This is a genomic window from Exiguobacterium alkaliphilum 12/1 (assembly GCF_000714435.1).
Classification (GTDB): Bacteria; Bacillota; Bacilli; order Exiguobacteriales; family Exiguobacteriaceae; genus Exiguobacterium; species Exiguobacterium alkaliphilum.
The window spans coordinates 61,381-85,912 of record NZ_JJMW01000041.1 but is presented as its reverse complement, the minus strand read 5'-3'; the positions used below and the strand labels follow the sequence as shown (position 1 = coordinate 85,912).

The window sequence follows — 24,532 nt, the reverse complement described above, 5'->3', positions numbered from 1 at the left end:
CTCATGCCTGTTTCACCCCTTCATTCAACACTTCGGCGATATGCATCACTTTGATTGGATGGCCTTGTTTATGTAGGCGTCCCCCGATATTCATCAGACACGAGGCGTCCGCCCCGATTAAGACGTCGGCTCCAGAATTCAAGATGGACGCGACCTTCTCGTCGACCATCTGCACCGACACGTCCGGCATCTTGACGGAGAACGTGCCACCAAACCCACAGCAGTTATGGACACCGTCGAGCGGGACCATCGTCAAGCCGTCGACATGTTTGAGCAGTTGCCCGGGTGCCGCCTCGATTCCGAGGAGGCGCGTCATATGGCACGAGGCGTGATACGTCGCTTTGGCAGGGAACTTCGCCCCGACGTCTTTCACCTCGAGCACGTCGACGATGAATTGCGTCAATTCGAACGTCTTCGCCGCATGGGCCTCGGCGCGCGTTTTCCAAGCCGGGTCATCCTTGAACAAATGTGCGTAATCGCGCATCATCATGACGCACGAGCCGGAAGGGCCGACGATGTAATCGGCGTCCGCCTTCTCGAACGTCTCGATCATATGCTTCGCAATCTTTTTCGTCTCTTCGTGATAGCCGCTGTTATAGGCCGGCTGACCGCAACACGTCTGCTCGAACGGAAAGCTGACGTCACAGCCGAGGTGTTCCAATAGTTCGACCGTCGCTTGACCTACCGATGGGAAGAGCGTATCGGAAAGGCAAGTGACGAATAGCGCCACTTTAGGCATGTCCATTCCTTCTTTCTTCAGGTGGTTTTCGTAAACGATTTCACCGTCATTATTTCATAACGGAACGACAACAATAAAGGAAAATGGGATGAATCGCATAAAAAACTGTAAAATCCTGTCTAATTGAGAAGGGGATGAGAATGAATTGGAATTCAGGCATATCCTGCTATAAAACAGCATTCCCTTGCTTCGATACAGAAAAACCCTCGTCGAGGACGAGGGCACGAATCTAACTTATAAGAAAAACATTTCCAAGATAAAGAGTGCGCCGAACAAGTAGATGAGCGGGTGGACCGTCTCTTTGTTCATCGCTTTAAAGATCGGATAGAGGATGAACCCGAAGGCAATCCCGCGCTCGATGCTACCTGAGAGCGGCATGATAAGGATCGTCATAAAGGCCGGGAAGTATTCGCTAAAGTCCGACCAATCGATATAGCGGACGTTCGTCAGCATGAGCGCCCCGACGATAATCAGTGCGGGCGCCGTGATGGCCGCGACACCGGAGATGGCGCCGATGAGCGGGCTAAAGAAGAGCGTGAGCCCGAACAATCCCGCGACGACAGCCGTCGTCAGGCCGGTCCGGCCGCCTTGAGCGACACCGGCAGCCGATTCGATATACGCCGTCGACGGGCTCGTTCCGACGAGCGAGCCGCCCATCGTTGCGAGCGAGTCAGCGAACAAGGCGCGGTGCCCGTTCTCGATCGTGCCATCTTGTTTCAACAACCCTGCCTGCTTTCCGACCCCGACGAGTGTGCCGGTCGTGTCAAAGAGCGTGACGAGGAAGAATGACAAGACGGCGCCAAACAGGCCGTATTGAATGACATCGGTGAATGCGGTGACCGGGTTTACCATCAGTCCTTCCGGCAACGTCGGCATCGCTGTCACCCCGTCAATTTTTAAGAGGTCCATAAAGTAGGCCGCAATCCCGGTGAGAATCATCCCGATGAGGAGTGACCCCGGGATGTTCCGTGAGAAAAGGAGTGCCGACACGACGAGCCCGCCGAGCACGAGGAGGACGCTCGGAGACGACAAGTCGCCGAGACGGACGAGGTTCGCCTCGTCTGACACGATGAGACCCGACAGTTTCAAACCGAGCGAAGCGATGAACAATCCGATGCCGGTCGTGATGGCATGCTTCAATGACGCCGGAATCGCTTGAATCAACTTCGTCCGAATCGGGGACAGCGATAAAATCAAAAAGAAGACAGACGAGACGAAGACGACGCCGAGCGCGGTCGACGGCGCGATTTGTTGCTGGGCGACGAGCGTATAGGCGAAGAAGGCGTTCAGTCCCATCCCGGGTGCGACGGCGATTGGCAGGTTCGCATAAAACGCCATAAGTCCCGTCCCGATCAAGATGGCGATGATGGTCGCCGTGAACGCCTGCGCGAACGGGATGCCGGCATCAGACAGGATGGCCGGGTTAACGACCGAGATATACGCCATCGTGACGAACGTTGTGACACCAGCGGTCACTTCTTGTTTAACGTTCGTCCCATGTTGTTTCAAATGAAATAAGTTCATGAATAAGACTCCTTGTATCAATGAATTTCCGAACAATAATTACTCGAATAAGCTTAAACGCACGTTATCAACTTGATGACTATACAAAATGAATAAGGTATCGTCAATAACTTCGAGTGAAAAACCTATAAAAATTCAAATGAAAGCGTTAATCGTTCGGAAATCGATGAAATGAAAATAGTGCTTGCTCTGAAACGCGTTTCAGCTTGTACGCTTGAACCAAAGGAGGGGAAATCCGATGAATGGATCGACATGGAAGATGTTTTGTAGCGGAATCGTCTATGAACTGGTAATCAATCAGTTGTACACACCGTTCGGAAGAATGTTGTGTAGCCATTTCCAAGATGAGTTCCTTCAGTTGCCAATCGAGGAACGGTTCCGTCTCGTGCAAGCGATTCGTGTGCAGGTGATCGACAAGGGTGGCAGTCCGGATGCAAACTGGGTACACTATATGCAAAGACTGACAAACTGAGGTGAGACGAGTTGGCGAACATTCGAGATATCGCGAAACATGCAGACGTGTCCGTGACGACGGTATCGCGCGTCATCAATGCGCATCCGTACGTGTCAGATGAGAAACGGGAGCGGGTGCAGCGCGCGATGAAAGAGCTCGGCTATTTACGGAATCAGCAAGCGTTGACGCTCTCGACCGGTCGGACACAGCGGTTCGTCGTCGTCTTGCCGTATATGGACCATCCGTACTATGGCCTGTTCGTCAACGGGTTGGCGAAAGCCGCGCTCGGGAAAGACTACCGGCTCGTCATGTGGCAGACCGAATATCGGCTCGATCAAGAACGCCAAGCGCTCGACTTGTTGAAGCATCGGGAAGTTGACGGTGCGATCGTGTTGTCGCATACGATGACGTTCGAGGAGATGGAGACGTATCGAGCCTATGGTCCGATTTCCGTCGCGACGGTCGGTGCACCGGAGACGATTTCGTCTGTTCATGTCGATCATTACACCGCATTCCAAACCGGCCTTCGTGTCTTGACAGAGGCAGGCTATGAAGACGTCGGCATCGTCTTATCGAGGCCGGACAGTCCAAGCTCCATCGTGCGTCAGCAGGCATACTTCGATGAAGTGGCGTCCGCGCGTGAGCGATGGGTCTATAGCGGATACTTGACGAGTGAGGACGGGAAGCGGTTGGTCTCGGCTTTCCTCTCTGAACAGGAGCGCCCCCGTGCGCTCTTTTTCTCGTCTGACTATGTCGCGCTCGGTTTTTTAGGGGAAGCGACCCGTAGCGGCCTTCAGGTGCCGCATGACATCGCTGTGCTCGGTTTTGACGGCCATCCGATTGGCCAGGCGTTCGGTTTATCGACGATGCGCTCCCCGAACGAAGACATCGGGCGCGCCTTGTTTGAGGCCACGTTCCAGGAAATGACGGGCGCGCCGGTCGTCCAGGAAAGTTTGACGGTCACGTACTTGTCAGGGACGACCCTCTAGGCAACTTCCTCGCTCGACTATTTCGAAACGATTAGAATGAAGACAGAAGTCGAGAGGAGGATGTCAGATGAAAATCAACGTGACAGAAGAAGCATTACAATTCTTTAAAGACGAGATGGAAGTGAAGTCAGGCCAGACGGTGCGCTTGTTTGCTAAGTATGGGGGTTCGACGGACTTGACGCACGGTTTCTCGGTCGGCGTCATCACAGAAGACATCGATAACGCGGCGGTTGAGACTGAGGCGGACGGGATTCGCTTCGTCGTAGCCGAACAAGACGAGTGGTTATTCCAAGGGCAGGACGTCAACGTCGAGATTCGCGGCGACGAAGTCGTGTTCGTGCAAGCGTAACATCACAATTCGTTAACAGATGGGTGACATCTGTTTGAATCAAACATCCGCGGGGAACAGTCTACGACATGACAAAACCGAAAGGGTGAAGACGCATGTCAGACAAAGACAAACGCGAACAAGAAGAACGTGAGAAGTTGAAACGCGATCAGCCCGACATCTCGCACGAGGAAGACTCAAAAGGGGATCATTCGGACCTCGAAGAGACGGACGAAGACGAACAAGCATAAAGAGCCCGCGGGCTCTTTTTGTTTTGCAATTGAAAGAACGGGCATAGACGTTATAATGGATGAGGGAAAACTATTCAGTGAGGAGAATGAACTATGAGTACAGTACTTGTCTTCGGACACAAAAATCCGGATACGGACACGATTTGTTCAGCGATCGCCTACGCGGAGCTGAAGAAGAAATTAGGGATGGACGCAGAGGCTGTCCGTCTCGGTGAAGTGAGCAACGAGACACAATACGCACTCGACCACTTCCGCGTCAAAGCGCCACGTCTTGTCGAACGCGTCTCAGACGAAGCGAACGCGGTCATCTTGGTCGACCATAACGAGTTCCAACAGAGTGCCGTCGACATCGAAGACGTGCGCATCCTCGAAGTCATCGACCACCACCGCATCGCGAACTTCCAAACGGCAGACCCGCTCTATTACCGGGCCGAGCCGGTCGGTTGCACGGCGACGATTTTGCTTAAACTCTACAAAGAGCACGGGATTGAGATCGCTCCGGACATGGCTGGTTTGATGCTCTCGGCCATCATCTCGGACTCGCTCCTCTTCAAATCACCGACGTGCACGGACGAGGACGTCAAAGCGGCGAAAGAGCTTGCCGAGATCTCTGGGACAGACGTCGAGACGTACGGTCTTGAGATGTTGAAAGCCGGTGCTGACTTGAGCCAAAAGACGGTGCCTGAACTGATCACGCTCGACTCGAAAGAGTTCGCGATGGGCGACTACCGTGTGGAAATCGCACAAGTGAACACGGTCGACGCGAACGACGTATTGAACCGTAAAGCGGACGTCGAAGCAGCGATGGCGGTGAAGTTGTTGGACAAAGAGCTCGACCTGTTCGTTCTTGCCATCACGAACATTTTGACGAACGACTCAGAAGCGCTCGTCGTCGGTGAGAAAAAGGACTTGTTCGAGAAGGCGTTCAACGTTGAACTTCAAGAAGGGTTGGCGACACTTCCTGGCGTCGTGTCACGGAAAAAACAGATCGTACCTGTGTTAACAGAGACGGCGACGAACTGACGTATGAATGAACATCCTGGAGACGGGATGTTCATTTTTTTATGGGGAATTGGGAAAAGTAGCCTTATACTGAACGAGGAAGAGTTTATGATAAATCGAACGATGAACGGGGGGCACAGATGAACAAGAAGCGAATCGGTTGGATGATGGGACTCGGGTTTGGGGTGTGTATCGGAATTTTCTATCTAGGTAACGTGATGACCGTTCAACCGGAGAAGATATCCGGAAACGGGAATCCGGCGCTCATCGGCCTGTTTCTCCTTTTCTTTTTCATCCTGTTTTTTATGCTCGGCTGGATGGAACTGATGGCGAACGTGCGCCCACGTTTGTTATGGTACGGCTTCGTCTTTATCCCGATGTTGCTCGTTGCGGGGTATCGCTGTCAGATGAATGCATTCGACCGATACCGGACGTACGTGACGGATATCGTCTTAAATCAGGAGGGACGTGGAGGCTTAGACTACGCAAATAGTATCACGAGCGACGTCTTTTCCATCTACATGAACAATCAACTGTTCAACGTCAATACGTTCTTCATGTACGTCGGGTTGACACTGTGGATCGGAATCGCCCTGATGTTGTTGAACACGAAGGCAAAACCGGACCGTTAACGTAAACAAGGCTCGAAGCGTCTGCTTCGAGCCTTTATGATGCTTGTTAAGATTTTCGTTGCAACCCATACGTCCCGATGCGCCACAACTTCTCGAACGGTCCGTAACGGTGTGACTTCAGCCACCACATCGAGAAGAACGCTTGGGCAATCAAAATCGCGATGCTCAAGAACAAACCTTCCGTCAACGACAGGCGACCGTAGTAGCCGAGGGCGATAACGGGCAAAACGACGACGAGGGTGTGCGTCAAATAGTTCGTCAGCGCCATCCGACCGAGCGCTTGGAGCGGGCGGAATGCGCGCCCGTTGCGGACGGCGATCGTGAATAGACAGACGTACGTCGTCGCGAGTAACTTCCCAGAGACGAGGACGGCAATCAAGTTCACCCAGTAATAGGCGTCGCCGCCACCGTAATGGTGCCACAAGATGACACCGAAAAACGGCAAGGCGAGCACGGCGCAGACGATGGCCGTCCGTGTCAGTCCTTGAATGGTCCACGTGAGTAGCTTTCGCTCCCGTCCGATATAGAGGCCGAACAAGAAGATACTTAAAATTTCAATCCCGACGAGAAGGGAGTTTGAGATAGCAGCAAAGATTTCGACGTTCAGACGATAATCGAACCAAACGCTGAACCCGTCATTGAAGACGGTCGGGAACGGAACACCGGAGTTGAACGATCCGCCGTTGGTCCATTCCACGAGCGCGGATGAGACGTAAAGCAAGAAGAAACTTCCGAGCAATAAACTCCACGCCCACGTCAAGATGGCCCGATTACTCAAGCGATAAAACAAGGGAAGCAGTAAGCCCCACATCGCATACGTATGTAAGATGTCACCCGACCAGATGGCCAGGTGAGCGAGTCCGAACAAAAATAGAATGACGATACGTCGGACGTAGCGGCTCGCCGACTCGCCCCGAGCGTACGAACGCTCGAGGAAAATCGAGAAGCCGATGCCGAACAACAGCGAGAAAATCGTGTAAAACTTCGTCTGGACGAACATGTCGAACAGCGTCCGGACGAGCAAGTCACTTCCGGTGTAGTCGGGGCGACCGAACATCCAGTCGCTCCCGAGCATGCTCGGGATATTGACGAGAAAAATGCCGCATAAGGCAAATCCTCGAATGATGTCGTAAAGAACGATCCGTTCGTTCAATTGGATTGGGCCAGTCATGCGACACTTCCTCTACAAGTTAGAATACTTTCGTCGTCCACGACTCACAGTTCCAGACGTCTGTAACGATGTCTTGATAGAACTCTGGTTCGTGACTGATGAGTAGGATACTGCCTTTATATTCTTTCAACGCACGCTTCAACTCTTCCTTCGCATCGACGTCCAAGTGGTTCGTCGGCTCATCGAGGAGGAGAAGGTTCGACTCGTTGTTTTGAAGCTTACAGAGGCGGACTTTCGCCTTCTCGCCACCACTGAGCACCGCGATTTTACTCTCGATATGCTTCGTCATGAGCCCACATTTCGCGAGCATGGCCCGGACTTGTTGTTGGTTGAGCGATGGGAACTCGCTCCAAATTTCTTCGATACACGTGTTGTTGCTGACGGCCGCTTCTTGTTCGAAGTAACCAATCTCCAAGAACTCACCGCGTTCGACCGTGCCTTCGAGCGGATTGATCAACCCGAGAAGACTCTTCAACAGCGTCGTCTTCCCGATTCCGTTCGCTCCGACGAGCGCGATTTTCTGACCGCGTTCCATTTGCAGGTCGAGCGGACGTGAAAGCGGCTCGTCGTACCCGATGACGAGGCCTTTGGCGTCGAAGATGAGACGGCCTGACGTGCGGGCCTGAAGGAAGCGGAACTCTGGCTTCGGACGTTCCGCACTCAGTTCGATGACGTCCATCTTGTCGAGTTTTTTCTGACGTGACATCGCCATGTTCCGAGTCGAGACGCGTGCCTTGTTCCGGGCGACAAAGTCTTTCAAGTCGGCGATTTCCGCCTGCTGGCGTTTGTAGGCCGACTCGAGCTGCGAGCGCTTCATCTCGTACACTTCCATGAACTTATCGTAGTCGCCGACGTAGCGCGACAAGTCTTGGTTTTCCATGTGGTAGACCAAGTTGATGACGCTATTCAAGAACGGGATATCGTGGGAGATCAAAATGAACGCGTTGTCGTAGTTTTGAAGATAACGCTTCAACCACTCGATGTGGACCTCGTCCAAATAGTTCGTCGGCTCATCGAGGAGGAGGATGTCCGGCTTCTCGAGAAGCAACTTCGCGAGCAACACCTTTGTCCGTTGCCCACCGGAGAGGTCCGTGACGTCACGGTCGAGCCCGACGTCTAGAATACCGAGACCACGCGCGACTTCCTCGACTTTCGCATCGATGATGTAAAAGTCGTTCGAGTCGAGCGTCTCTTGGAGCTCACCGACTTCTGCGAGCATGTCTTCCATTTGCTCCGGTGTCGCGTCACCCATCTCCATGTAGAGTTCGCCGATGCGTGTCTCCATGTCGATCAAGTATTGGAACGCGCTCTTTAAGACGTCCCGGATGGTCATGCCGCGCTCGAGGACCGCGTGCTGGTCGAGGTAGCCGACACGGACGTTTTTCGCCCATTCGATTTTTCCTTCATCCGGTTGCAATTTACGCGTGATGATGTTCATGAACGTCGATTTTCCTTCACCGTTCGCCCCGACGAGGCCGATGTGTTCGCCTTTCAAAAGGCGGAAAGAGACGTCGTTTAAAATAGCGCGGTCACCGAAGCCGTGGCTCAAGTTTTGTACCGATAATATACTCATGTGTTGTATTCGTTCCTTTCAAATTTGACTATCCGATATTGTAGCATGAATTGAAAAAAATTAGTACGCCAGTCCAATCGATTGGCGGATGAACAGCTGGTCTTCAGCGGCATTCAACATGAACTGGGCGACGTCGGCCCGGGAGATTTGTTTCCCGTTCTCTGGAATGCCATCGACGGACACGCGATACACCGACGTCCGGGGACCGTCCGTCAGTTGCATCGGCCGGACAATCGTATAATCGAACGACGAGTTGCGCCACAAATCGACCGCGGCCCGGTGATCGCGGAGCGGCTTTCGAAGCATGAACGTGACGACTTTTCCGGCTAGCCCGGGAATCTCTTGGTCGATGCCGGCCGAGGCGAGATAGATGATGCGCGTCACGCCGTTCGCTTTCATCGCCGGGACAAGCGCGTCGGTCACGCGGGCGAGGAAATCCTCATCCGAAAGGTCGGTCCCGAGACAGCTGACGACCGCGTCATGACCATTCATCGCGTCCGTCAATGCAGACACGTCCGTCACGTCGCCCTCGATGATTTCAAGTTGTGGCGTCGGGATCAATTTTTTCTGTTCCCGCACGAAAGCCGTGACGTGATGGCCATGTTCGGTCGCTTGGTCGACGAACTGGTGACCGGTCCGGCCGGTCGCGCCTAATACAAATAGCTTCATCGCATAATCGCTCCCATCCTGATTCGTATACGTTCAGTATACAGCAGTTTCAGAAAAATCGAACTTTTAGCTATCCGTTCAGAAAGTGTTGCTTTTCTAAAGATATCGTCTACAATAAGTTCTATCTTATAAATAAATAGATTCGCACTCGTATATCCGTGAGAATATGGCTCACAAGTCTCTACCGAACCACCGTAAATGGTTCGACTACGGGTGGCGCTAGTCGTGTGTATTCGTCATGTCTCCATGCGGTTCGTTGCCTCCCGAGTTGGGGTGACGAATCGCATTTTTTTGTTGGAGGGAATAAGATGAAACGATTAGAAGACAAGATTAGAGAAGAAGGACAAGCTTTGTCCGAACACGTATTGAAAGTCGATGCGTTCTTAAACCATCAAGTCGACCCGGTCTTGATGCAAGACATCGGGAAAGCGTTCGCTGAGCGGTTCGCCGATCTCGACATCGACCGCATCGTCACGCTCGAGTCGAGCGGAATCGCACCGGCGATGATGACGGCACTCGAGATGAATGTCCCGTTCGTCTTCGCCCGAAAACGTAAGTCACTGACGCTCCAAGACGACCTCGTCGAAGCGGACGTCTACTCGTTCACGAAGCAAGAGACGAACCGCATCAGTTTGAGCCGACGCTTCGTAAAACCCGGAGAACGCATACTCGTCATCGACGACTTTCTCGCGAACGGGGAAGCGGCACTCGGGTTGACTGAACTCGTCGAGTCAGCTGGGGCGACGGTCGCCGGTATCGGCATCGTCATCGAGAAGTCGTTCCAACCAGGACGCGAGAAGTTACTCGCACGCGGTTATCGTGTCGAGTCGCTCGCACGAATCAGTAAACTTGAAGCGGGACACATCTCGTTTGTGGAGGCTGTGCGATGAATACGTTCAAGACGGCCAGTCTCGGTTTCCAACATTTACTTGCGATGTACACGGGCGCGGCCATCGTCCCGCTCATCGTCGGCGGTGCCATCGGGCTCGGTCCGACGGAACTCGCATACCTCGTCGCGATTGATTTATTCATGTGCGGCGTCGCGACGCTGTTACAAGTATGGACGACCCGTTTCACCGGTGTCGGTCTCCCGGTCGTGCTCGGCTGTACGTTCACCGCGGTCGGCCCGATGATTGCGATCGGGAGCTCGAGCGGCATCACCGCTATTTACGGCGCACTCATCGCGAGCGGTATCATCGTCATTCTGATTTCTGGTTTCGTCGGAAAACTGGCCCGTTTCTTCCCGCCGGTCGTGCTCGGTTCGGTCGTGACGGTCATCGGCTTGTCGCTCATCCCGGTCGCCATCAACGATATCGGCGGTGGCGCGGCAGGGGAGCCTGGATTCGCCTCGATGCAAAACTTGGCGCTCGGGGGACTCACAATCGGTCTCATCATCGTCTTGAATCGGGTCGGGACGGTATTCACCCGTGCGGCAGCGGTTTTGTTTGCCGTCTTGATTGGGACCGGTGTGGCCGCCATGCTCAGACTCGTCGACTTCAGCCCTGTCCGAGAGGCGAGCTGGTTCCAGATGGTGCAACCGTTTTATTTCGGGATGCCGACGTTCAACGTCTCTGCTATCCTCGTCATGACGCTCGTTGCCATCATTTCTATGATTGAATCGACAGGCGTGTTTTTCGCACTCAGTGACATCACGAAAAAACCGATTGGCTCGAACGAATTGACGAAAGGCTACCGGGCTGAAGGGGTCGCGACGATTCTCGGTGGCATCTTCAACAGCTTCCCGTACACGACGTTCAGTCAGAACGTCGGACTCGTGCAACTGTCGGGCGTCAAATCCCGTCGTGTCATCTTTTGGACGAGTGGGCTCTTGATTTTACTCGGTTTCTTACCGAAAGTGGCGACGTTCACGACACTCATCCCGAAGCCGGTGCTCGGCGGGGCGATGCTCGTCATGTTCGGGACGGTCGCCGCATCCGGGATTCGTATCTTGAGCCAAGTCGATTTCTCGAAGAACGAGAACCTCGTTACAATCGCGCTCTCGATTGGCATCGGGCTCGGCATCACGGCCAACCCAGGGATCGTGGCCAACATGCCGGAACCGATTCAATTGTTCACTGATAGTGCGATCGTCGCTGGTTCGTTCACCGCCTTGTTCTTGAACGGATTCTTCCGTCTCGTCGACCGCTTCCGTCCGGTCGAAGTCGTTGCCGAGGAACGGCAAGTCAGCTAGACTGAAAGCAACTACGAATCAAGGGGGAACGAGGATGGGGAAAACAGCACTTGTGGTCGGCGCGACCGGCTTAATCGGACGCGAGCTCGTCGAGCAGTTGCTTGAAGAGGAACGATATGATGCGGTATGGATGGTAGTCCGCCGCTCGACCCGTTGGCAGCATCCGAAATTACATGAAGTCGTCGGATTTGAAGGGATGGACGTGGCGTTACCTCACGTCGATGACGTTTACTGTGCGCTCGGGACGACGATTGCTGTCGCTGGTTCGCAAGATGCGTTCAAACACGTCGACCTCGACTTGCCGCTCGAGACGGCGCGCATCGCCAAACAACATGGCGCGACACGTTACGCTGTCGTCTCGGCGCAAGGGGCGTCGCTCCGCTCACCGTTCTTCTACAACCGAGTCAAAGGGGAACTCGAGAACGGCCTGAAAGTGTTCGGGTTCGACCATTTAATTATCGCTCGTCCGTCGCTATTGCTCGGGGATCGGAAGGAGTTCCGTCTCGGCGAGAAAGCGGCCGAGATCGTCAGCCGTCCGCTGCAACCGTTTTTACTCGATAAGTTACCGGACGCCGCGCCGATTCAAGCGCTCCATGTGGCGCGCGCCTTGATTATGGCCGCCGAAGAAGGACAGGGCACGGAAGTGTTGACGTCAGGCATGATGCAGAGGATGAGCCGATGAGACCGTTGACGAAAAAACGGACGCAAGCGGTGTTGATCGACAGCGTCATCGCCGGACTCGTCAGTTACGGTGTTGAGCAAATCGTCCGGAAGAAAGTGAAGAGCGAGTTCGTCCATACGGTCATCACCCCGACGCTTGTCGCCTATGCGCTCGAGGCGTGCCAAATGAGCCGTGGCGGCCAGACGCTCGGGTATAAACTGATGGGGCTCGAGTTACGAAACGACGATGGGAGCCCGGTCACGGCCGAGCAGGCGTTCAGACGCGCGCTTCACCGTGACACGCGCTCGATTGCAACCTATGTCAAAGACCGTACCCATTTCGAGCTTGAAGACGGTGCCGTCTTGCCGCACGACAGGGCATTCCATATGCACGTCACGAAAAAGAACTGACCTCGCGCCGAGGTCAGTTCTTTTAGTCTTTGATGCGGCTCAGGATGGCCGTCGTCAACGCAACGATTGTCCCAAGGACGAGTCCGTTCGAGAATACGGTCGCAAGGAGCGGCGGCAAATCGTTCATCGCCCCAGGCGGGAGCAGCATCGCTCCGGCCCCGATGACGAGCGGGAGGCCGACGGTGAGCGAGGCCGTCTTCTGATTCAACTCGAACGCCGCCTCGTTAATCCCGATGATGATCATCGTCGCGATGAGCGGGGTGACGATGGCATAGCCGACCGCGGCTGGAATGCTCGCGATGAGCGAGACGAACGGACCGACCAAGGCGAGCACCATCATGAGCGTATGGGCGACGAGGTGCGGTGCCCGGTGCACGCTCTCGGTCGAAGACAAGAAGCCGGCCGTTCCTGAAATCGCGACCGGGCCAGGTGTACCGAACAATCCGGCCACGATTTGGCTGAAGCCGCTGACGATGCCTGACGCCGGGACGTTGCCTTCGACTTGTTGCTTCGTCCGCGAACTGACAATCCGTTCAATCAGTTTGATGTTGGCGAGCACGTTCGTCATAAGGAGGAGCGTGATGACGAACGCGGTCGGCAGCAAGTTCCAATCCCATACCCAAGCCCCGAACGGGAACAACTCAGGGACGAGGAAGAACGACTCCGAACGGACGATTGGATTGCCGAGCCCGAGCAGATTGAACAGCCCGAATCCGACAAGGAGCGTCATGACAAGACCGTACTGTTTGAAGCGGCTCCGTTCGAGCGTGAGGGCGAACAAGACGAGACCGGCCGTCGCGACAGCCTGAATCGTATTGATACCGCTCTCGCTCACGCCGAATCCGCCTTTGATGACGGCGCCTGACAACTGGAGGACGAGGAGAATCATATAGACGCCAAGCACTTGCGGTGTAAAGAGCGACAGCATCCGACGTAAAATCCCGGTGACGGTCATGAGCACACCGAGCACACCGCTCAAGAACAACATGAATCCGAGCGCTTGGAGTGTCTCTTGGCCGCTTCCGTATAGCGCAGGACCGATGGACGCATAAAGCGTGAACACGCCCCACCAAATGCCGGCCGGTCCTTCTAAAATCGGCAAACGGTGGCCGAGCAGCGTCTGGATGATGCTAAACAGCGCGAAGACGAACAGCGAACGTGAGATGAACGTCATCGTATCGGCCGGCGACAGTTCGAATAAGGCAGCGATCGAAAGCGGTGGTACAATATTTGTAGCTAAAATAAAAATGAACCACTGAATCGTCGTGGTTACAGTACTCTTGGTCATGGTGTCCCCCTGGTATTTCCCTTTTTTACTACTAGTGTACCGTGACCTTGAAACGGATGCAAATGGAGGTCTTATAATGAAGAAAAAGTTGAAGTGGATCGGCCTTGGTCTAGTTGGCCTCATTTTGGTCGCCGTCATCGGCTTCCTCGTGTGGACGCAACTGACGTATGGGCCGACGGATGAAGCGCTCGGTTACGCGGCCGAGGCGACGGAAGTGGACAATCGTCTCGAATTTGGTGATCCGGATAGCGAGGTTGGAATCATCCTCTATCCGGGTGCGAAAGTCGAGAAAGAAGCATACGCCTACTACGGCTCAAGACTCGCGGAAGAAGGAGTCTTTGTCGCCATCCCGTCGCTGCGCTTGAATCTCGGCATCGCAGATATCGATGCGGCGGAGACGATTATCGCCGCTCATCCAGGCATCCAACGTTGGATCGTCGGCGGACACTCGCTCGGCGGTTCGGCCGCGTCCGGTTTTGCGCTCGAGAACGAGAGCCGAGTCGAAGGGGTCATCTTCCTCGCTTCATACCCGATCAGCTCGATGGTGGAGAGCGAGCTACGTGTCTTGTCCATCTCTGGAGAAGTCGATGGGCTCGCGACGCAAACTGACATCGAGGCGAGCCGAGAAAACGTCCCGGACGATGCCGTCTTTTATGAGATTGTAGACGGCAACCATGCCAACTTCGGCATGTACGGACCGCAAGACGGCGATAACGACAGTCCGCTCAGTGCGAAAGAGCAGCTCGACGAGACGATTGAACAGATTTTAAATTGGTTATGAAAACAGCGTGCCCGAGGTGGGCACGCTGTTTTAGCGTCGGTCGAGCGTATAGCTGACCGTGGTGAGTAAAGCCGTCAAGAGCGCGACGGCGCCTCCGACGAGGGCGAGCGTCATGACGGGTGTGTTCGCGTAGACGAGTCCACCGAGCGCAGACCCGAAGCCAATCCCGACGTTGCTCGCGACAGGCATGAGCGATGAGGCGAGCCCTTTGGCGTCCGGATTGAACTTCTCGGCCAAGTCGATTAAATACAGTTGCGTCGACGTCGTGAGCAAGATCGCCATGAACGACATGAGCGCGATATTGAGGAGGCCGAGCGTCACGTTCGACGTCGTCACGTACAAGGCGGCCAAGACGAACGCCTGGATGAGAAAGACGAAACGCAGTCGGCCGATCGGATTGTGACTCGCGATTTTCCCGGCCGCCATGTTGCTGAAAATCGAGATGAATCCGTACGCCAAAAGAATCGGACTGACCCAAGCGACCGGCACACCGAGCACACCTTTTAAAATCGGGACGAGATACGTGTAGACGACGTACGTCGCGCCGAAACCGAACGCCGGGATGAAGAAGGCGATTAAAATACGTGGGTTCGTCAACAGGCGCAACTGGTCGGCAATCGACGTCCGCACACTCGTCAACTGACTCGGGACGACGCGGTACACAGCGAGAAATGCGACGACACCTAAGACGGTCGTCAAGATGAACGTCGTTTCCCAGCCGCTTCGTTGCCCGATGAACGTACCAAGTGGGACCCCGAACACGTTCGCCATCGTGAACCCGCCGAAGATGAACGAGATGGCGATGCCACGTTTTCCCGTCGGTACCGATTCACTTGCGACGAGCATGGCGAGCGAGATGAGAACCCCGGTCACGACGGCGGTCAACATGCGAAGGACGAGCAAGATGCCATACGTCGGCGCGAGGCTACTGAATAAGTTAAATAGGATAAAGAGAGCGGTCAGCGTGAGCATGAGCTTACGTTTCGGCAAATGGCTCGTGAATGACATCGTGAGCGGGGTCCCGATGGCGAACGTGATGGCGAAGGCGGATACGAGTGTTCCGGCCGTCGCGATTGAGATGGAGAGCCCGTCGGCGATGTCAGGCAAGATGCCGACAATGACGAACTCGCTCGTCCCGAGCACGAATGTCAGCAGGGCGAGCGATAAGATGAGCGTCCAGTCGGTACGGCTGAGCGATGGGGTAGTCGTCAAAATAAAATCACTTCTTTCGTTCAAAGTTGTTAGACTTCAGTCGTCTCCAACCATACCGAATTTACGACGAAAGAAAAACCCTTTTCTCTCACAATCGTGAAAGAAAAGGATTCCTTAGCGCCAAAAGGCGGTCGCTTCGACGCCAGCGTGGTCGGAGACGATCGGTCCGTTCTCACCGTCAAAGACGACGGCGTGGCGTGACACGTGAATCGGTGCGTTCGTCAGCATCAAATCGATTCGGAGCGCTTTCTTGTTCTCGTCCCAGCCGGCGATTTTGCCTTGGACGGTCGCATCGCCTTCACGTTCGGTCGCCAAATGAAACAAGTCTTGGAGACCGTGATCGATCAAGTAATCATACCCTTCCCCGCGGAGAAAGGCGTCGTTGTTGAAGTCACCGAGGAGAAGGGCACGATCATCCTCTTCGGCACGGCGCAGCAACTCATCAAGCTGATGGCGGACCGGTTCTTCCTCGTCATGCCACCAACCGAGATGGCACGAGTAAACGGCCGTCGGCGCATCGACGCCGTCGACGATCGCCTTGACGATCTTTCGGGACTTGTAGTTGTTCGGGTCCGTCGTCTTCGAGACGAAGAACGACTCGGTCGATAAAAACGGGGTACGCGACAAAATGGCTACACCTTCTTCGTAGACGTCATAGCCGTAATGGGCGAAGTCCCACGTCATGTGATACGTGACCCCGAGCTCCTTCAATCGTTCGACGAGCACGTAGGCGAAGTTGTTCTCCCGGATCAACCCCTCGACGATCGGGGCCTCTTTGTGTTGATTCACTTCTTGGAGCGCGATGATGTCATAATCCTCGCTCGCGATCCGTTCGACGATGAAGTCGATTTTTTCTTGTTGGCGGTCCTCTAACCAGGCGTGGCAGTTGAGCGTCAAAATATTCACGATAGTCCTCCTTTAGAAAAAACAGGCCAACTCGAGCGAGCTGGCCTGTTGATTATGCTCCGATGACGTCTTGAATGTCTGACTTCAATACGTCGGCTTTCGGGCCGTAGATTGCTTGGACACCGCGGTCTTTCAAGATGAGACCCATGGCGCCGTTCTTTTTCCATTCGCTCTCTTCCGAGACGAGCGACATATCTTTAACCGTGACGCGTAGACGTGTCATGCACGCATCGACATCTTCAATATTTTCTTCCCCACCGAGAAGGGCGATAATCCCCATGACCTGCTCGTTGCCTGTCACAGTCGATTTCTCGGTCGTTTCTTCCATGTAGTTTCCGTTACGTCCAGGCGTCGGCAAGTTCATCTTCTTGATGAAGAAATTGAACACACCGAAGTTGATGAAGAAGAACGCGATGGCGACGAGGAAGAAGTTAATCAAGTCTTGAAGGAGACCCGCTTTGACAATCATCGGGATGCGTGTGAGCAACTCGATCGCACCGAATGCGTGAACACGAAGGTCGATGATGTCCGCCAAGGCGAAGGCGGCACCTGCCATGAGTGCGTAGACGACATAAAGGACTGGTGCGACAAACATGAACATGAACTCGATCGGTTCTGTGACTCCTGTCAAGAAGACCGCGAGACCAGCAGATAAGAACATTGGTTTGTATTGTGCTTTCTTGTCCGCATCGACGTTACGGTACATGGCGTAAGCGGCACCGATGAGCGCTGCGAACGACAAGAGCACTTGTCCGACTTTGAAACGGGCAGGGACGACGTCCGCGAGGAGCGCGTTGTAGGCAGCCGTATCACCAGCAGCACGGAGGTTGACGAGGTCCGTCACCCATGCCAACCAGAGCGGGTCTTGTCCGGCGACGACCGAACCAGCTGTCGCACCTGTCAAAATCGTATACGTGCCACCGAGCTCCGTATAGTTCATCGGGACGGTGAGCATGTGGTGGAGACCAAACGGCAAGAGCAAACGCTCGAGTGCCCCGTAGATGAACGGTGCAAGGACAGGCGCCGTGTTGCGTGACGTGGCGATCCACTCACCGAAGCTGTTGAGTGCCCCTTGAATCGTCGGCCAGACAATCGAGAGCGCGATGGCCGCGACGACTGAACCGAGGATGACGACGAATGGGACGAAACGCTTCCCGTTGAAGAACGAGAGGGCGTTCGGCAATTTGTTGAAGTTGTAGAACTTATTGTAGAGAGCACCACCGAGGAAACCGGCGATAATCCCGACGAACACGCCCATGTTGAGGGCTGGCGAACCGAGGACAGAGGTGAAGTAGTCGGCGACGACGAGATCGGCACCGAAGAGCGACTTCACGGTCGCTTCTGAATCTTGGAGCATGGCACCGTTGACGTTGAAGATCGCGCCGGTGACGCGGTTGATTAAGATGAAAGCGATCAGGGCTGCGAAAGCGCCGCCTGCTTTATCTTTTGCCCATGAGCCACCGATGGCGACTGCGAACAAGATATGTAGGTTGACGATGATGCCCCAACCAAGGTCTTCGATGATGCGAGCCGTCGTCAGTAAAATCCCGACGTCGCCGGCTGACATGCCGATGAGTTTACCGATTGAAATCATAAGACCTGCAGCAGGCATGACGGCGATGACGACCATTAAGGCCTTCCCGAGCTTCTGCCAAAAATCGAACGAGATAAGTTGTTTCATATAATACGCTTCCTTCCTGTACGGAACTTTTTATCTGTCTATGGCGACTGTCAATGCAATCGCTTGCATAAATGATTGTAATCGATTGCATAAGTTTGTGCAACCGGTTTCCTAATTTTCATTTATTTTCATAAAATGACTGAAACAGCGGGATGCGACGTTAACTTGTCAGCACAATCGAATCCCGCTACAATACTAGAGGTTGAAAGGGGCGAGAATCATGGGTTGGAGACAGACGACATCGGCATTATCAAAAGAAGAGCAAGCGGCATTGCTTGAGGAGTTATTGCAGTCGGGACTTCTATTAGAAGAGGATCGACTACTGTATAGTATGTTGATGCCTGACCGTGTCAAACGGATGCAGGAGGTATTGGCGTTACGGACGAACCATATCACGATTTTGACGGAAGGGGTCGATGACCCGCACAACCAGTCGGCGGTGCTTCGCTCAGCGGATGCGTTCGGTGTGCAGACGCTTCACGTCGTCGAAGGTCGGGCCAAGTTTAAACCGAACTCGATTATCGCGAAGAGCGCAGATCGTTGGGTCGACGTGGTCGAACATCCTTCTATTGAAGATGCAATTGATCGATTGAAGGCGGATGGCTATCAAGTGCTCGCGACGGCACTGAGCGAGGAAGCGGTCCCGCTTGAAGACATCGACGTATCGAAACCGACCGTGCTCTTGTTCGGGAATGAGCATCACGGTGTATCGGATCAAGCGCTCGCCAAAGCGGACGGCAATTACATGATTCCGATGCAAGGGTACGTCCAAAGTTTGAACATCTCGGTCGCCGCGGCGATCTCGTTATACGACGTGACGACACGGGCGCGCCATGTCGTGACGGAAGGCTATGGATTGAAGGTAGAAGACAAACAGCGCATCTTGAAGAATTGGATGGTCAAGAGCTTGCCGAAGCGTTCGCTCGGCGTGTATAAACAAAAAGGTCTATCCGCATTTGAACGCGAAACAGGAAAATCCGAGTAAACGGCGAAGTGTACAGACGTACGAGCACTGTTCACACGTTGAAAGGGGATGGAACGATGAGTACGACCAGTTCATTTATCGTGAAAGATGTCACGACGCACTTTAACGAATTTGAAGAGGAGTTCTTTAATCTGTACCGCAGCCTGTACGGCGACATCGATCAACTGCGCTTTAAGGAGAGACTGTATCGACATGCCAATCCGCTCGTATTGCTCGCTTTCTCAGAAGAGCGGCTCGTCGGATTCAAGATTGGATATGAGGCGGAGCCGTACCGGTATTACAGCTGGGCCGGTGGCGTGCATCCGGAGTTCCAAAAACATGGGATCGGCCGCAAGTTGATGGATACGCAACTCGAATGGGTGAAAGCGCAAGGCTTCCATTCGATTCGGACGAAAGCACGCAACACGAACAAAGGTGTCATCATCTTGAACCTGTTATGTGGCTACGACATCATGGGGGCGTACACAGAAGACGGGGCGCCGCGCATCATGATGGAGAAACAATTACATGACTGAGTCAGCCGCGGGTGCATCCCGCGGTTTTTTTGGTGGAAGATGAAACGAAAGACAACATCGTCCGTATAGATAGAAAAGGGGGAGAGGACATGTTCAATACATTCGCGTTCGGGGAAGAAGTATACATTGATTCGACGGGGATGGGGGATTCGTTGTTCACGGGAATGTTCAGTATCTTTCCGATTTTTATGATTGGGTTCATCGCACTGATTGTGTTCGCCGTTGTTACAGGTGTCGGTAAGCAAGTGAAGACGAACGGTCTCTTGAAAGACATGCAACAGTTCGCTTCCGACTTGGCTGACAATCCGAGTGAGGAAGCGGCGAACCGGCTTGCTGACTATTTGCGTGACGTGACTTCGTTCCCGGTCGAACGGACGCAGATGGAACCGTTCCGGGTCGCGCTCGGTAGCTATCAATTGGTCATGGAGTCACCGCACGTGCACGACGAGACGAAGGAGCGGGTCGACCGCCAATACAAGCGGCTCGGCATCTTGGACGGGGAAAAGTTTGCCGACGAGCCGGCACCGCGACGTAGTTCGAGTTCGCACCACCATCACCATCACAACGACCATCATCACCACACGTGAAAAAACGCGCCAGGGAGTGTTCCCCGGCGCGTTTTCGGCGCACTTGAATGGTGTCTGGTTAGGAACGAGTGACAGGTGAACGTGTCATCGGTCATCGGTGATTGGTTGGTCCATGGCCGTGTTCGCATCCAGTCGCATTGGAGAAAGTTTGGCGCCAATCCTTGACCCGGAGTCTCACCGGGCCAAGGTCACATGTATCGACTCGGGTCAAAGTCGATCTCCGTCCGATAGTTGGCCGCGTTGATGGCGTTCGAGATGCGATTCGCCCGTTTCTCGACGTCAATCGCCTTCAAGCGATATAGCTCCGGGTCATAGAGCGCATGCTTGATGACAGCCGTCCCTTCACCAAAACCGTATTGAAACTCGCGCTTCGGTCGCTCGGATAGTTCTTGATACATGCGGGCCTGAGCACGCAATTGGATGGCGAACTCAATCGCCTCGACGAGCGGGAGCGGGCCGTCGTGCGTCTCAATCACCGTCTTCAAGTTCGCTTCATAGACGAGGCGGTCGAGACGGCGCATATCACGCCGAATCGACTCGAGTTCGACTTCGATGTCTTCAAGCGAACGCGACTGGATCGTCGGGAGCGGTTCATCTTTTTCGAGCTCGATGAACGCGACGCGCTCGACTTCTTCTAACAGCTTATCAATCTGCTTATGGAGCAGGCTCTTCAGTTTGATGGCATCTGCCAAGTACATAGGGAGTCCTCCTTCTGCTTTTTCTTACCGTACCATAACGGGATTGCCGAAAAAAGGAAGACGTTACTTTTTTGGGGCGAGACGATATGATGGAAGAAAGAGAGGAGGTCGTTTCGGTGAAAAAGTGGAAGACGCAGTGGGTCATCGCCATCGTGTTGCTCATCTTTGGGACGGCGACGCTCCTTTATCAATGGATTGACTTGAACCCGGGCGTGATTAGGGACTATATCGTAGCGTTCGGCTGGATGGCACCGGTCGTATTCATCCTCCTCTATACGTTCCGTCCGCTCATCCTCTTCCCCGCGTCCGTCCTGTCGATTGCAGGGGGGCTCGCGTTCGGGACGTTGCCGGGTATGTTATACACGATTATCGGGGCGACGCTCAGTGCGCTCGTCGCCTTTTACGTGGCGACCCGGTTCGGGGAACGCTTCTTGAACCACTTTGAATCGACCGATTATAAAAAACTACAACAAAAAATCGAGGAGGACGGTTTCTTCTACGTCCTCATCTTACGGCTCATCCCGCTCGTCAACTTCGACTTGGTGAGCTACGTCTCGGGCCTTGCGAAAGTGAAGCTGCCAGCGTTCGTCCTCGCGACCGTCGTCGGCATGATCCCGGGCGCGTTCGCGAACAACTTTCTCGGCAGCAGCATTGCGACCGGGGACTTCAAGATGATTGTCCTCGCGTTAATCGTCTTCGCCGTCTTGACGCTCGTCGCGACCGTGTTTCGCGAGCCGATTAAACGAAAAATCCATCGCTACCAAAAAAAGTAGGCGCCCCGTGGGCACCTACTTTTCGTTTAGCGGTTATCGACCGTCTCTGGATAGAGGTCGTGGTTGAAGAGGCGATGTTCCGCCATTTTCTCGTATTTCGTGCCCGGCTTCCCATAGTTGTAGTACGGGTCGATCGAGATGCCGCCGCGTGGTGTGAACTTGCCCCACACTTCGAGGTAGCGCGGCTCCATTAACTTGACGAGGTCCTTCCCGATGACGTTGATGCAGTTCTCGTGGAAGTCTCCGTGGTTACGGAAGCTGAACAAATAGAGTTTGAGCGATTTCGACTCGACGAGCTTCTCGTCCGGGATGTACGAGATGTAAATCGTCGCGAAGTCCGGTTGGTTCGTGATCGGGCAGAGCGACGTGAACTCCGGGGCGTTGAACTTCACGAAGTAATCGTTCTCCGGGTGACGGTTCGGGAACGCCTCGAGGACGTCCGGTGCGTATTCAAAAATGTATGGGACGCTCTTCTGTCCGAGGAGCGACAAGTCTTGTAAGTCTTCTGGTCTCATATTCATTCTCCTTAGACGCCACGTTCGTTGGCGTACAGTAATGTGTGTAGCTGCGGCAAGACACGGACGCTTTGCCACGACGGGTCGCGCGCGACGTCTTCCCATAATTGTTTCAGGCGACGGAGCTGGGCGTCGGTGATGTCACCGTCCGCACCAGGCTCTGGGTTGCCGGCCGACAAGTACATGACGTCCGGCGTATAGCGCGTCTGGACTTGTTTTGCGTAGGCGAGATCGACTTCATCGAACACGGCGACTTTGAACGTCGTCTGTTCCGGACGGAGTCGCTCGACGATGGCGTCGAGTTTCTCCCAATCGGTCGACATGCCGGACGAGGGCGGTTTTGGGCTGAGTGTCACGTCGTCGATTTGCGTGAGCCAGTCTTGATAGCGGCTCCCTTGCGTCTCGACGGCGAGCTTGACGCCACGTGCCTTCAACTTCTCGACCAAGTCTTTCATGCCGGCGATGAGGAGCGGGTTGCCGCCAGAGATGGTGACGTAGTCGTACATACCGAGTGCGTCAAGTCGTTCGATGATGGCGTCGGCCGACAGCATGTCTGGTTTTTCCGAGCCGTCCCATGTGAAGGCGGAGTCACACCACGAACAGCGATAATCGCAACCGGCGGTCCGGACGAACATCGTCTTCTGTCCGATGGCGCGGCCTTCCCCTTGGAACGTCGGGCCGAATACTTCGAGGACCGGGATTTTCATCAGTCCACCAACCATTCGCGGCGGAACTCGGCGTATGACGTCGGCGTCTCGTACAGTTTGACGAACTCGACACGGACGTCGCGCTCGTCAGGCAAGTGTTTGGCGAGCTGCTCGAAAATCCAATAGCACATGTTTTCGGCCGTCGTGTTCATATATGGCAACGATTCGTTCAAATAGCGATGGTCGAGATACGGTTCGAGCTCTTCTTTGAAGATGGCTTTCAAGTCACCGAAGTCGAGCGTCATCCCGCGGTTGTCTAAAAAGCCGCTGATGCCCATTTGCAGTTTATAAGTATGGCCATGGAGCGCACGGCACTTGCCGTCGTAATCGAACAAGTGGTGGGCGGCGTCAAACGTCACTTCTTTGACGATTTGGACGCGGTGTTTACAGTAGATGAGCGAGCCGTCTTGTTTGGCTTCGACGCTCGTCGGGGCGAGGAACGGGGCGTTCTTCATACACGCACCCCCTCGTACGCGTCAAGGCCGTTTTGACGAAGCACACACGCTGGGCACTCGCCGCAGCCTGAGCCAAGGATGCCGTTGTAGCACGTGAGCGTCCGCTCTTTGACGTAGTCGAACGCACCGAGACGGTCGGCAAGTTCCCACGTCTGTTTCTTATCGAGCCACATGAGTGGCGTATCGATGACGAACGGATAGTCCATCGCTAAGTTGAGTGTCACGTTGAGTGATTTGATGAATTGGTCGCGGCAGTCCGGATAGCCTGAAAAGTCAGTTTCGCACACACCGGTCACGATGTGGTGCATACCGAGCTGTTTCGCCATGACGGCTGCAAACGACAAGAAGAGATGATTGCGTCCATCGACGAACGTATTTGGGACGTCCGCATTATCGATGTCGAGATCGTGTCGCGTGAGCGCGTTCGATGTGAGTTGCCCGAGTAAGGACAAGTCGAGGATGTGGTGCGGCACATCGAGTTCGGCCGCGATCTCTTTTGCGACCTCGATTTCCGCGTCGTGGCGTTGCCCATAGGCGAACGTCACAGCTTCCACGTGAGAGAATTGTTGTTTTGCCCAAAATAGGCAAGTGGTTGAATCTTGACCGCCACTGAAGACGACCAATGCTTTTTCGTGTTGCATGATGCACACTTCCTTTTTCGCTAGTTTTGATGTCGGAGGAGGTTACGAACTCCGGAGGTCACCCTCGAGCGTTTACTTTACCATAAAAAGTTGTTTGACAGGGTAAAGAGAAGCAGGTATAGTAAAGAACATCACTGACATGCTTTCGTGCATAAAAGCGTTTAAGCGGTTAGGCAAAATAAAAAGATGGAACT

29 protein-coding genes and 1 riboswitch are annotated in these 24,532 nt (G+C 54.2%); of the genes, 15 read left to right on the top strand and 14 right to left on the bottom strand.

Features of this window, described 5'->3' with window-relative positions:
* Position 1 precedes the first annotated feature (1 nt).
* Positions 2 to 739: a (Fe-S)-binding protein gene (locus RT52_RS08965; RefSeq protein WP_034816803.1), complete on the bottom strand. Its 738-nt coding sequence runs from the start codon at positions 737 to 739 to the stop codon at positions 2 to 4.
* Positions 740 to 973: 234 nt separating this feature from the next.
* On the bottom strand, positions 974 to 2,263 hold the full coding sequence (locus RT52_RS08960; RefSeq protein ID WP_034805220.1) for an NCS2 family permease: 1,290 nt from the start codon (positions 2,261 to 2,263) through the stop codon (positions 974 to 976).
* Positions 2,264 to 2,501: 238 nt separating this feature from the next.
* On the opposite strand from RT52_RS08960, the gene RT52_RS08955 reads away from it, so the two are divergent.
* The 6 genes from RT52_RS08955 (at position 2,502) to RT52_RS08935 (ending at position 5,919) form a co-directional block, all read left to right on the top strand.
* Complete coding sequence (locus RT52_RS08955; RefSeq protein ID WP_034816801.1) at positions 2,502 to 2,735, top strand: hypothetical protein; 234 nt, start codon at positions 2,502 to 2,504, stop codon at positions 2,733 to 2,735.
* An 11-nt stretch (positions 2,736 to 2,746) separates the two neighbouring features.
* Positions 2,747 to 3,706, top strand: a complete 960-nt coding sequence (locus RT52_RS08950) for a LacI family DNA-binding transcriptional regulator (RefSeq protein ID WP_034816800.1) — start codon at positions 2,747 to 2,749, stop codon at positions 3,704 to 3,706.
* A gap of 67 nt (positions 3,707 to 3,773) precedes the next feature.
* On the top strand, positions 3,774 to 4,055 hold the full coding sequence (locus RT52_RS08945) for a HesB/YadR/YfhF family protein (RefSeq protein WP_029333828.1): 282 nt from the start codon (positions 3,774 to 3,776) through the stop codon (positions 4,053 to 4,055).
* Between the two features lie 95 nt (positions 4,056 to 4,150).
* Positions 4,151 to 4,285: a hypothetical protein gene (locus tag RT52_RS17125; RefSeq protein WP_255344253.1), complete on the top strand. Its 135-nt coding sequence runs from the start codon at positions 4,151 to 4,153 to the stop codon at positions 4,283 to 4,285.
* Positions 4,286 to 4,378: 93 nt separating this feature from the next.
* Positions 4,379 to 5,308, top strand: coding sequence for a manganese-dependent inorganic pyrophosphatase (locus tag RT52_RS08940; protein ID WP_034816799.1), 930 nt, complete (start codon positions 4,379 to 4,381; stop codon positions 5,306 to 5,308).
* Between the two features lie 119 nt (positions 5,309 to 5,427).
* Positions 5,428 to 5,919: a hypothetical protein gene (locus tag RT52_RS08935; RefSeq protein ID WP_034816798.1), complete on the top strand. Its 492-nt coding sequence runs from the start codon at positions 5,428 to 5,430 to the stop codon at positions 5,917 to 5,919.
* 46 nt (positions 5,920 to 5,965) lie between these two features.
* Here RT52_RS08935 and RT52_RS08930 read toward each other — a convergent pair whose 3' ends face one another.
* Genes RT52_RS08930 through RT52_RS08920 form a run of 3 tightly spaced genes read right to left on the bottom strand, consistent with a single transcriptional unit; the run spans position 5,966 to position 9,332 of the window.
* On the bottom strand, positions 5,966 to 7,090 hold the full coding sequence (locus RT52_RS08930; RefSeq protein WP_034816797.1) for a DUF418 domain-containing protein: 1,125 nt from the start codon (positions 7,088 to 7,090) through the stop codon (positions 5,966 to 5,968).
* Positions 7,091 to 7,109: 19 nt separating this feature from the next.
* Entirely contained in the window at positions 7,110 to 8,663 is a 1,554-nt protein-coding gene (locus tag RT52_RS08925; protein ID WP_034805204.1) for an ABC-F family ATP-binding cassette domain-containing protein, read from the bottom strand.
* A 60-nt stretch (positions 8,664 to 8,723) separates the two neighbouring features.
* A complete protein-coding gene (locus tag RT52_RS08920) occupies positions 8,724 to 9,332 on the bottom strand; it encodes an NAD(P)-dependent oxidoreductase (RefSeq protein WP_034816796.1) in 609 nt (202 codons plus the stop codon).
* A 128-nt stretch (positions 9,333 to 9,460) separates the two neighbouring features.
* Positions 9,461 to 9,562: riboswitch (purine riboswitch) on the top strand.
* Positions 9,563 to 9,640: 78 nt separating this feature from the next.
* On the opposite strand from RT52_RS08920, the gene RT52_RS08915 reads away from it, so the two are divergent.
* From RT52_RS08915 to RT52_RS08900, 4 genes are read left to right on the top strand one after another with little or no spacing between them, the layout of a single operon-like run.
* Positions 9,641 to 10,222, top strand: coding sequence for a xanthine phosphoribosyltransferase (locus RT52_RS08915; RefSeq protein ID WP_034816795.1), 582 nt, complete (start codon positions 9,641 to 9,643; stop codon positions 10,220 to 10,222).
* Positions 10,219 to 11,523: a nucleobase:cation symporter-2 family protein gene (locus tag RT52_RS08910; RefSeq protein WP_034816793.1), complete on the top strand. Its 1,305-nt coding sequence runs from the start codon at positions 10,219 to 10,221 to the stop codon at positions 11,521 to 11,523. The genes RT52_RS08915 and RT52_RS08910 overlap by 4 nt, the downstream gene beginning before the upstream one ends.
* 34 nt (positions 11,524 to 11,557) lie before the next feature.
* Positions 11,558 to 12,205, top strand: coding sequence for an NAD(P)H-binding protein (locus RT52_RS08905; RefSeq protein WP_034816792.1), 648 nt, complete (start codon positions 11,558 to 11,560; stop codon positions 12,203 to 12,205).
* The gene (locus tag RT52_RS08900; protein WP_034805198.1) at positions 12,202 to 12,594 is read left to right on the top strand and encodes an RDD family protein; all 393 of its coding nucleotides are present in this window, start codon (positions 12,202 to 12,204) and stop codon (positions 12,592 to 12,594) included. The genes RT52_RS08905 and RT52_RS08900 overlap by 4 nt, the downstream gene beginning before the upstream one ends.
* A 22-nt stretch (positions 12,595 to 12,616) precedes the next feature.
* Here the strand turns inward: RT52_RS08900 and RT52_RS08895 are convergent, their stop codons facing one another.
* Positions 12,617 to 13,882, bottom strand: a complete 1,266-nt coding sequence (locus RT52_RS08895) for a purine/pyrimidine permease (protein ID WP_034816790.1) — start codon at positions 13,880 to 13,882, stop codon at positions 12,617 to 12,619.
* A 76-nt stretch (positions 13,883 to 13,958) separates the two neighbouring features.
* Here RT52_RS08895 and RT52_RS08890 point away from each other — a divergent pair, with 76 nt between their 5' ends.
* Complete coding sequence (locus RT52_RS08890) at positions 13,959 to 14,663, top strand: alpha/beta hydrolase (RefSeq protein WP_034816788.1); 705 nt, start codon at positions 13,959 to 13,961, stop codon at positions 14,661 to 14,663.
* Between the two features lie 30 nt (positions 14,664 to 14,693).
* Here the strand turns inward: RT52_RS08890 and RT52_RS08885 are convergent, their stop codons facing one another.
* The 3 genes from RT52_RS08885 to RT52_RS08875 form a co-directional block, all read right to left on the bottom strand.
* Positions 14,694 to 15,875 (bottom strand): MFS transporter, encoded by a 1,182-nt coding sequence (locus tag RT52_RS08885; RefSeq protein WP_034805191.1) that lies wholly within the window; start codon positions 15,873 to 15,875, stop codon positions 14,694 to 14,696.
* A 114-nt stretch (positions 15,876 to 15,989) separates the two neighbouring features.
* Complete coding sequence (locus RT52_RS08880; protein WP_034805189.1) at positions 15,990 to 16,781, bottom strand: endonuclease/exonuclease/phosphatase family protein; 792 nt, start codon at positions 16,779 to 16,781, stop codon at positions 15,990 to 15,992.
* Between the two features lie 52 nt (positions 16,782 to 16,833).
* A complete protein-coding gene (locus tag RT52_RS08875; RefSeq protein WP_034805186.1) occupies positions 16,834 to 18,462 on the bottom strand; it encodes a PTS transporter subunit IIBC in 1,629 nt (542 codons plus the stop codon).
* Between the two features lie 220 nt (positions 18,463 to 18,682).
* Between RT52_RS08875 and RT52_RS08870 the strand changes: the two genes are divergently transcribed.
* From RT52_RS08870 to RT52_RS08860, 3 genes are all read left to right on the top strand, one after another.
* A complete protein-coding gene (locus RT52_RS08870) occupies positions 18,683 to 19,447 on the top strand; it encodes a TrmH family RNA methyltransferase (protein ID WP_034816786.1) in 765 nt (254 codons plus the stop codon).
* 56 nt (positions 19,448 to 19,503) lie between these two features.
* Complete coding sequence (locus RT52_RS08865; RefSeq protein ID WP_051690319.1) at positions 19,504 to 19,962, top strand: GNAT family N-acetyltransferase; 459 nt, start codon at positions 19,504 to 19,506, stop codon at positions 19,960 to 19,962.
* 89 nt (positions 19,963 to 20,051) lie between these two features.
* A complete protein-coding gene (locus RT52_RS08860) occupies positions 20,052 to 20,549 on the top strand; it encodes a hypothetical protein (RefSeq protein ID WP_034816784.1) in 498 nt (165 codons plus the stop codon).
* Positions 20,550 to 20,737: 188 nt separating this feature from the next.
* Here RT52_RS08860 and RT52_RS08855 read toward each other — a convergent pair whose 3' ends face one another.
* The gene (locus RT52_RS08855) at positions 20,738 to 21,247 is read right to left on the bottom strand and encodes a hypothetical protein (protein WP_034816783.1); all 510 of its coding nucleotides are present in this window, start codon (positions 21,245 to 21,247) and stop codon (positions 20,738 to 20,740) included.
* Between the two features lie 116 nt (positions 21,248 to 21,363).
* Here RT52_RS08855 and RT52_RS08850 point away from each other — a divergent pair, with 116 nt between their 5' ends.
* Positions 21,364 to 22,020 (top strand): TVP38/TMEM64 family protein, encoded by a 657-nt coding sequence (locus RT52_RS08850; RefSeq protein ID WP_051690318.1) that lies wholly within the window; start codon positions 21,364 to 21,366, stop codon positions 22,018 to 22,020.
* Between the two features lie 26 nt (positions 22,021 to 22,046).
* Here RT52_RS08850 and queF read toward each other — a convergent pair whose 3' ends face one another.
* From queF to queC, 4 genes are read right to left on the bottom strand one after another with little or no spacing between them, the layout of a single operon-like run.
* Positions 22,047 to 22,535 carry a preQ(1) synthase gene (gene queF / locus RT52_RS08845; RefSeq protein WP_029333812.1) on the bottom strand — a complete coding sequence of 163 codons (489 nt, stop codon included), beginning with the start codon at positions 22,533 to 22,535 and terminating at the stop codon, positions 22,047 to 22,049.
* Between the two features lie 11 nt (positions 22,536 to 22,546).
* Complete coding sequence (gene queE / locus RT52_RS08840) at positions 22,547 to 23,242, bottom strand: 7-carboxy-7-deazaguanine synthase QueE (protein WP_200871097.1); 696 nt, start codon at positions 23,240 to 23,242, stop codon at positions 22,547 to 22,549.
* Entirely contained in the window at positions 23,242 to 23,697 is a 456-nt protein-coding gene (gene queD / locus RT52_RS08835) for a 6-carboxytetrahydropterin synthase QueD (RefSeq protein WP_029333810.1), read from the bottom strand. Before queD ends, queE begins: the two co-directional genes overlap by 1 nt.
* Complete coding sequence (gene queC / locus RT52_RS08830) at positions 23,694 to 24,338, bottom strand: 7-cyano-7-deazaguanine synthase QueC (RefSeq protein ID WP_034805173.1); 645 nt, start codon at positions 24,336 to 24,338, stop codon at positions 23,694 to 23,696. The genes queD and queC overlap by 4 nt, the downstream gene beginning before the upstream one ends.
* Positions 24,339 to 24,532 lie beyond the last annotated feature (194 nt).

What these genes read in the sequence shown, in the direction of transcription:
- RT52_RS08965 (WP_034816803.1), bottom strand. Translation starts at nt 739, where the DNA reads ATGCCTAAAGTGGCGCTATTCGTCACTTGCCTTTCCGATACGCTCTTC.
- RT52_RS08960 (WP_034805220.1), bottom strand. Translation starts at nt 2,263, where the DNA reads ATGAACTTATTTCATTTGAAACAACATGGGACGAACGTTAAACAAGAA.
- RT52_RS08955 (WP_034816801.1), top strand. Translation starts at nt 2,502, where the DNA reads ATGAATGGATCGACATGGAAGATGTTTTGTAGCGGAATCGTCTATGAA.
- RT52_RS08945 (WP_029333828.1), top strand. Translation starts at nt 3,774, where the DNA reads ATGAAAATCAACGTGACAGAAGAAGCATTACAATTCTTTAAAGACGAG.
- RT52_RS17125 (WP_255344253.1), top strand. Translation starts at nt 4,151, where the DNA reads ATGTCAGACAAAGACAAACGCGAACAAGAAGAACGTGAGAAGTTGAAA.
- RT52_RS08940 (WP_034816799.1), top strand. Translation starts at nt 4,379, where the DNA reads ATGAGTACAGTACTTGTCTTCGGACACAAAAATCCGGATACGGACACG.
- RT52_RS08935 (WP_034816798.1), top strand. Translation starts at nt 5,428, where the DNA reads ATGAACAAGAAGCGAATCGGTTGGATGATGGGACTCGGGTTTGGGGTG.
- RT52_RS08930 (WP_034816797.1), bottom strand. Translation starts at nt 7,090, where the DNA reads ATGACTGGCCCAATCCAATTGAACGAACGGATCGTTCTTTACGACATC.
- RT52_RS08925 (WP_034805204.1), bottom strand. Translation starts at nt 8,663, where the DNA reads ATGAGTATATTATCGGTACAAAACTTGAGCCACGGCTTCGGTGACCGC.
- RT52_RS08920 (WP_034816796.1), bottom strand. Translation starts at nt 9,332, where the DNA reads ATGAAGCTATTTGTATTAGGCGCGACCGGCCGGACCGGTCACCAGTTC.
- RT52_RS08915 (WP_034816795.1), top strand. Translation starts at nt 9,641, where the DNA reads ATGAAACGATTAGAAGACAAGATTAGAGAAGAAGGACAAGCTTTGTCC.
- RT52_RS08910 (WP_034816793.1), top strand. Translation starts at nt 10,219, where the DNA reads ATGAATACGTTCAAGACGGCCAGTCTCGGTTTCCAACATTTACTTGCG.
- RT52_RS08905 (WP_034816792.1), top strand. Translation starts at nt 11,558, where the DNA reads ATGGGGAAAACAGCACTTGTGGTCGGCGCGACCGGCTTAATCGGACGC.
- RT52_RS08900 (WP_034805198.1), top strand. Translation starts at nt 12,202, where the DNA reads ATGAGACCGTTGACGAAAAAACGGACGCAAGCGGTGTTGATCGACAGC.
- RT52_RS08895 (WP_034816790.1), bottom strand. Translation starts at nt 13,882, where the DNA reads ATGACCAAGAGTACTGTAACCACGACGATTCAGTGGTTCATTTTTATT.
- RT52_RS08890 (WP_034816788.1), top strand. Translation starts at nt 13,959, where the DNA reads ATGAAGAAAAAGTTGAAGTGGATCGGCCTTGGTCTAGTTGGCCTCATT.
- RT52_RS08875 (WP_034805186.1), bottom strand. Translation starts at nt 18,462, where the DNA reads ATGAAACAACTTATCTCGTTCGATTTTTGGCAGAAGCTCGGGAAGGCC.
- RT52_RS08870 (WP_034816786.1), top strand. Translation starts at nt 18,683, where the DNA reads ATGGGTTGGAGACAGACGACATCGGCATTATCAAAAGAAGAGCAAGCG.
- RT52_RS08865 (WP_051690319.1), top strand. Translation starts at nt 19,504, where the DNA reads ATGAGTACGACCAGTTCATTTATCGTGAAAGATGTCACGACGCACTTT.
- RT52_RS08860 (WP_034816784.1), top strand. Translation starts at nt 20,052, where the DNA reads ATGTTCAATACATTCGCGTTCGGGGAAGAAGTATACATTGATTCGACG.
- RT52_RS08855 (WP_034816783.1), bottom strand. Translation starts at nt 21,247, where the DNA reads ATGTACTTGGCAGATGCCATCAAACTGAAGAGCCTGCTCCATAAGCAG.
- queF (WP_029333812.1), bottom strand. Translation starts at nt 22,535, where the DNA reads ATGAGACCAGAAGACTTACAAGACTTGTCGCTCCTCGGACAGAAGAGC.
- queE (WP_200871097.1), bottom strand. Translation starts at nt 23,242, where the DNA reads ATGAAAATCCCGGTCCTCGAAGTATTCGGCCCGACGTTCCAAGGGGAA.
- queD (WP_029333810.1), bottom strand. Translation starts at nt 23,697, where the DNA reads ATGAAGAACGCCCCGTTCCTCGCCCCGACGAGCGTCGAAGCCAAACAA.
- queC (WP_034805173.1), bottom strand. Translation starts at nt 24,338, where the DNA reads ATGCAACACGAAAAAGCATTGGTCGTCTTCAGTGGCGGTCAAGATTCA.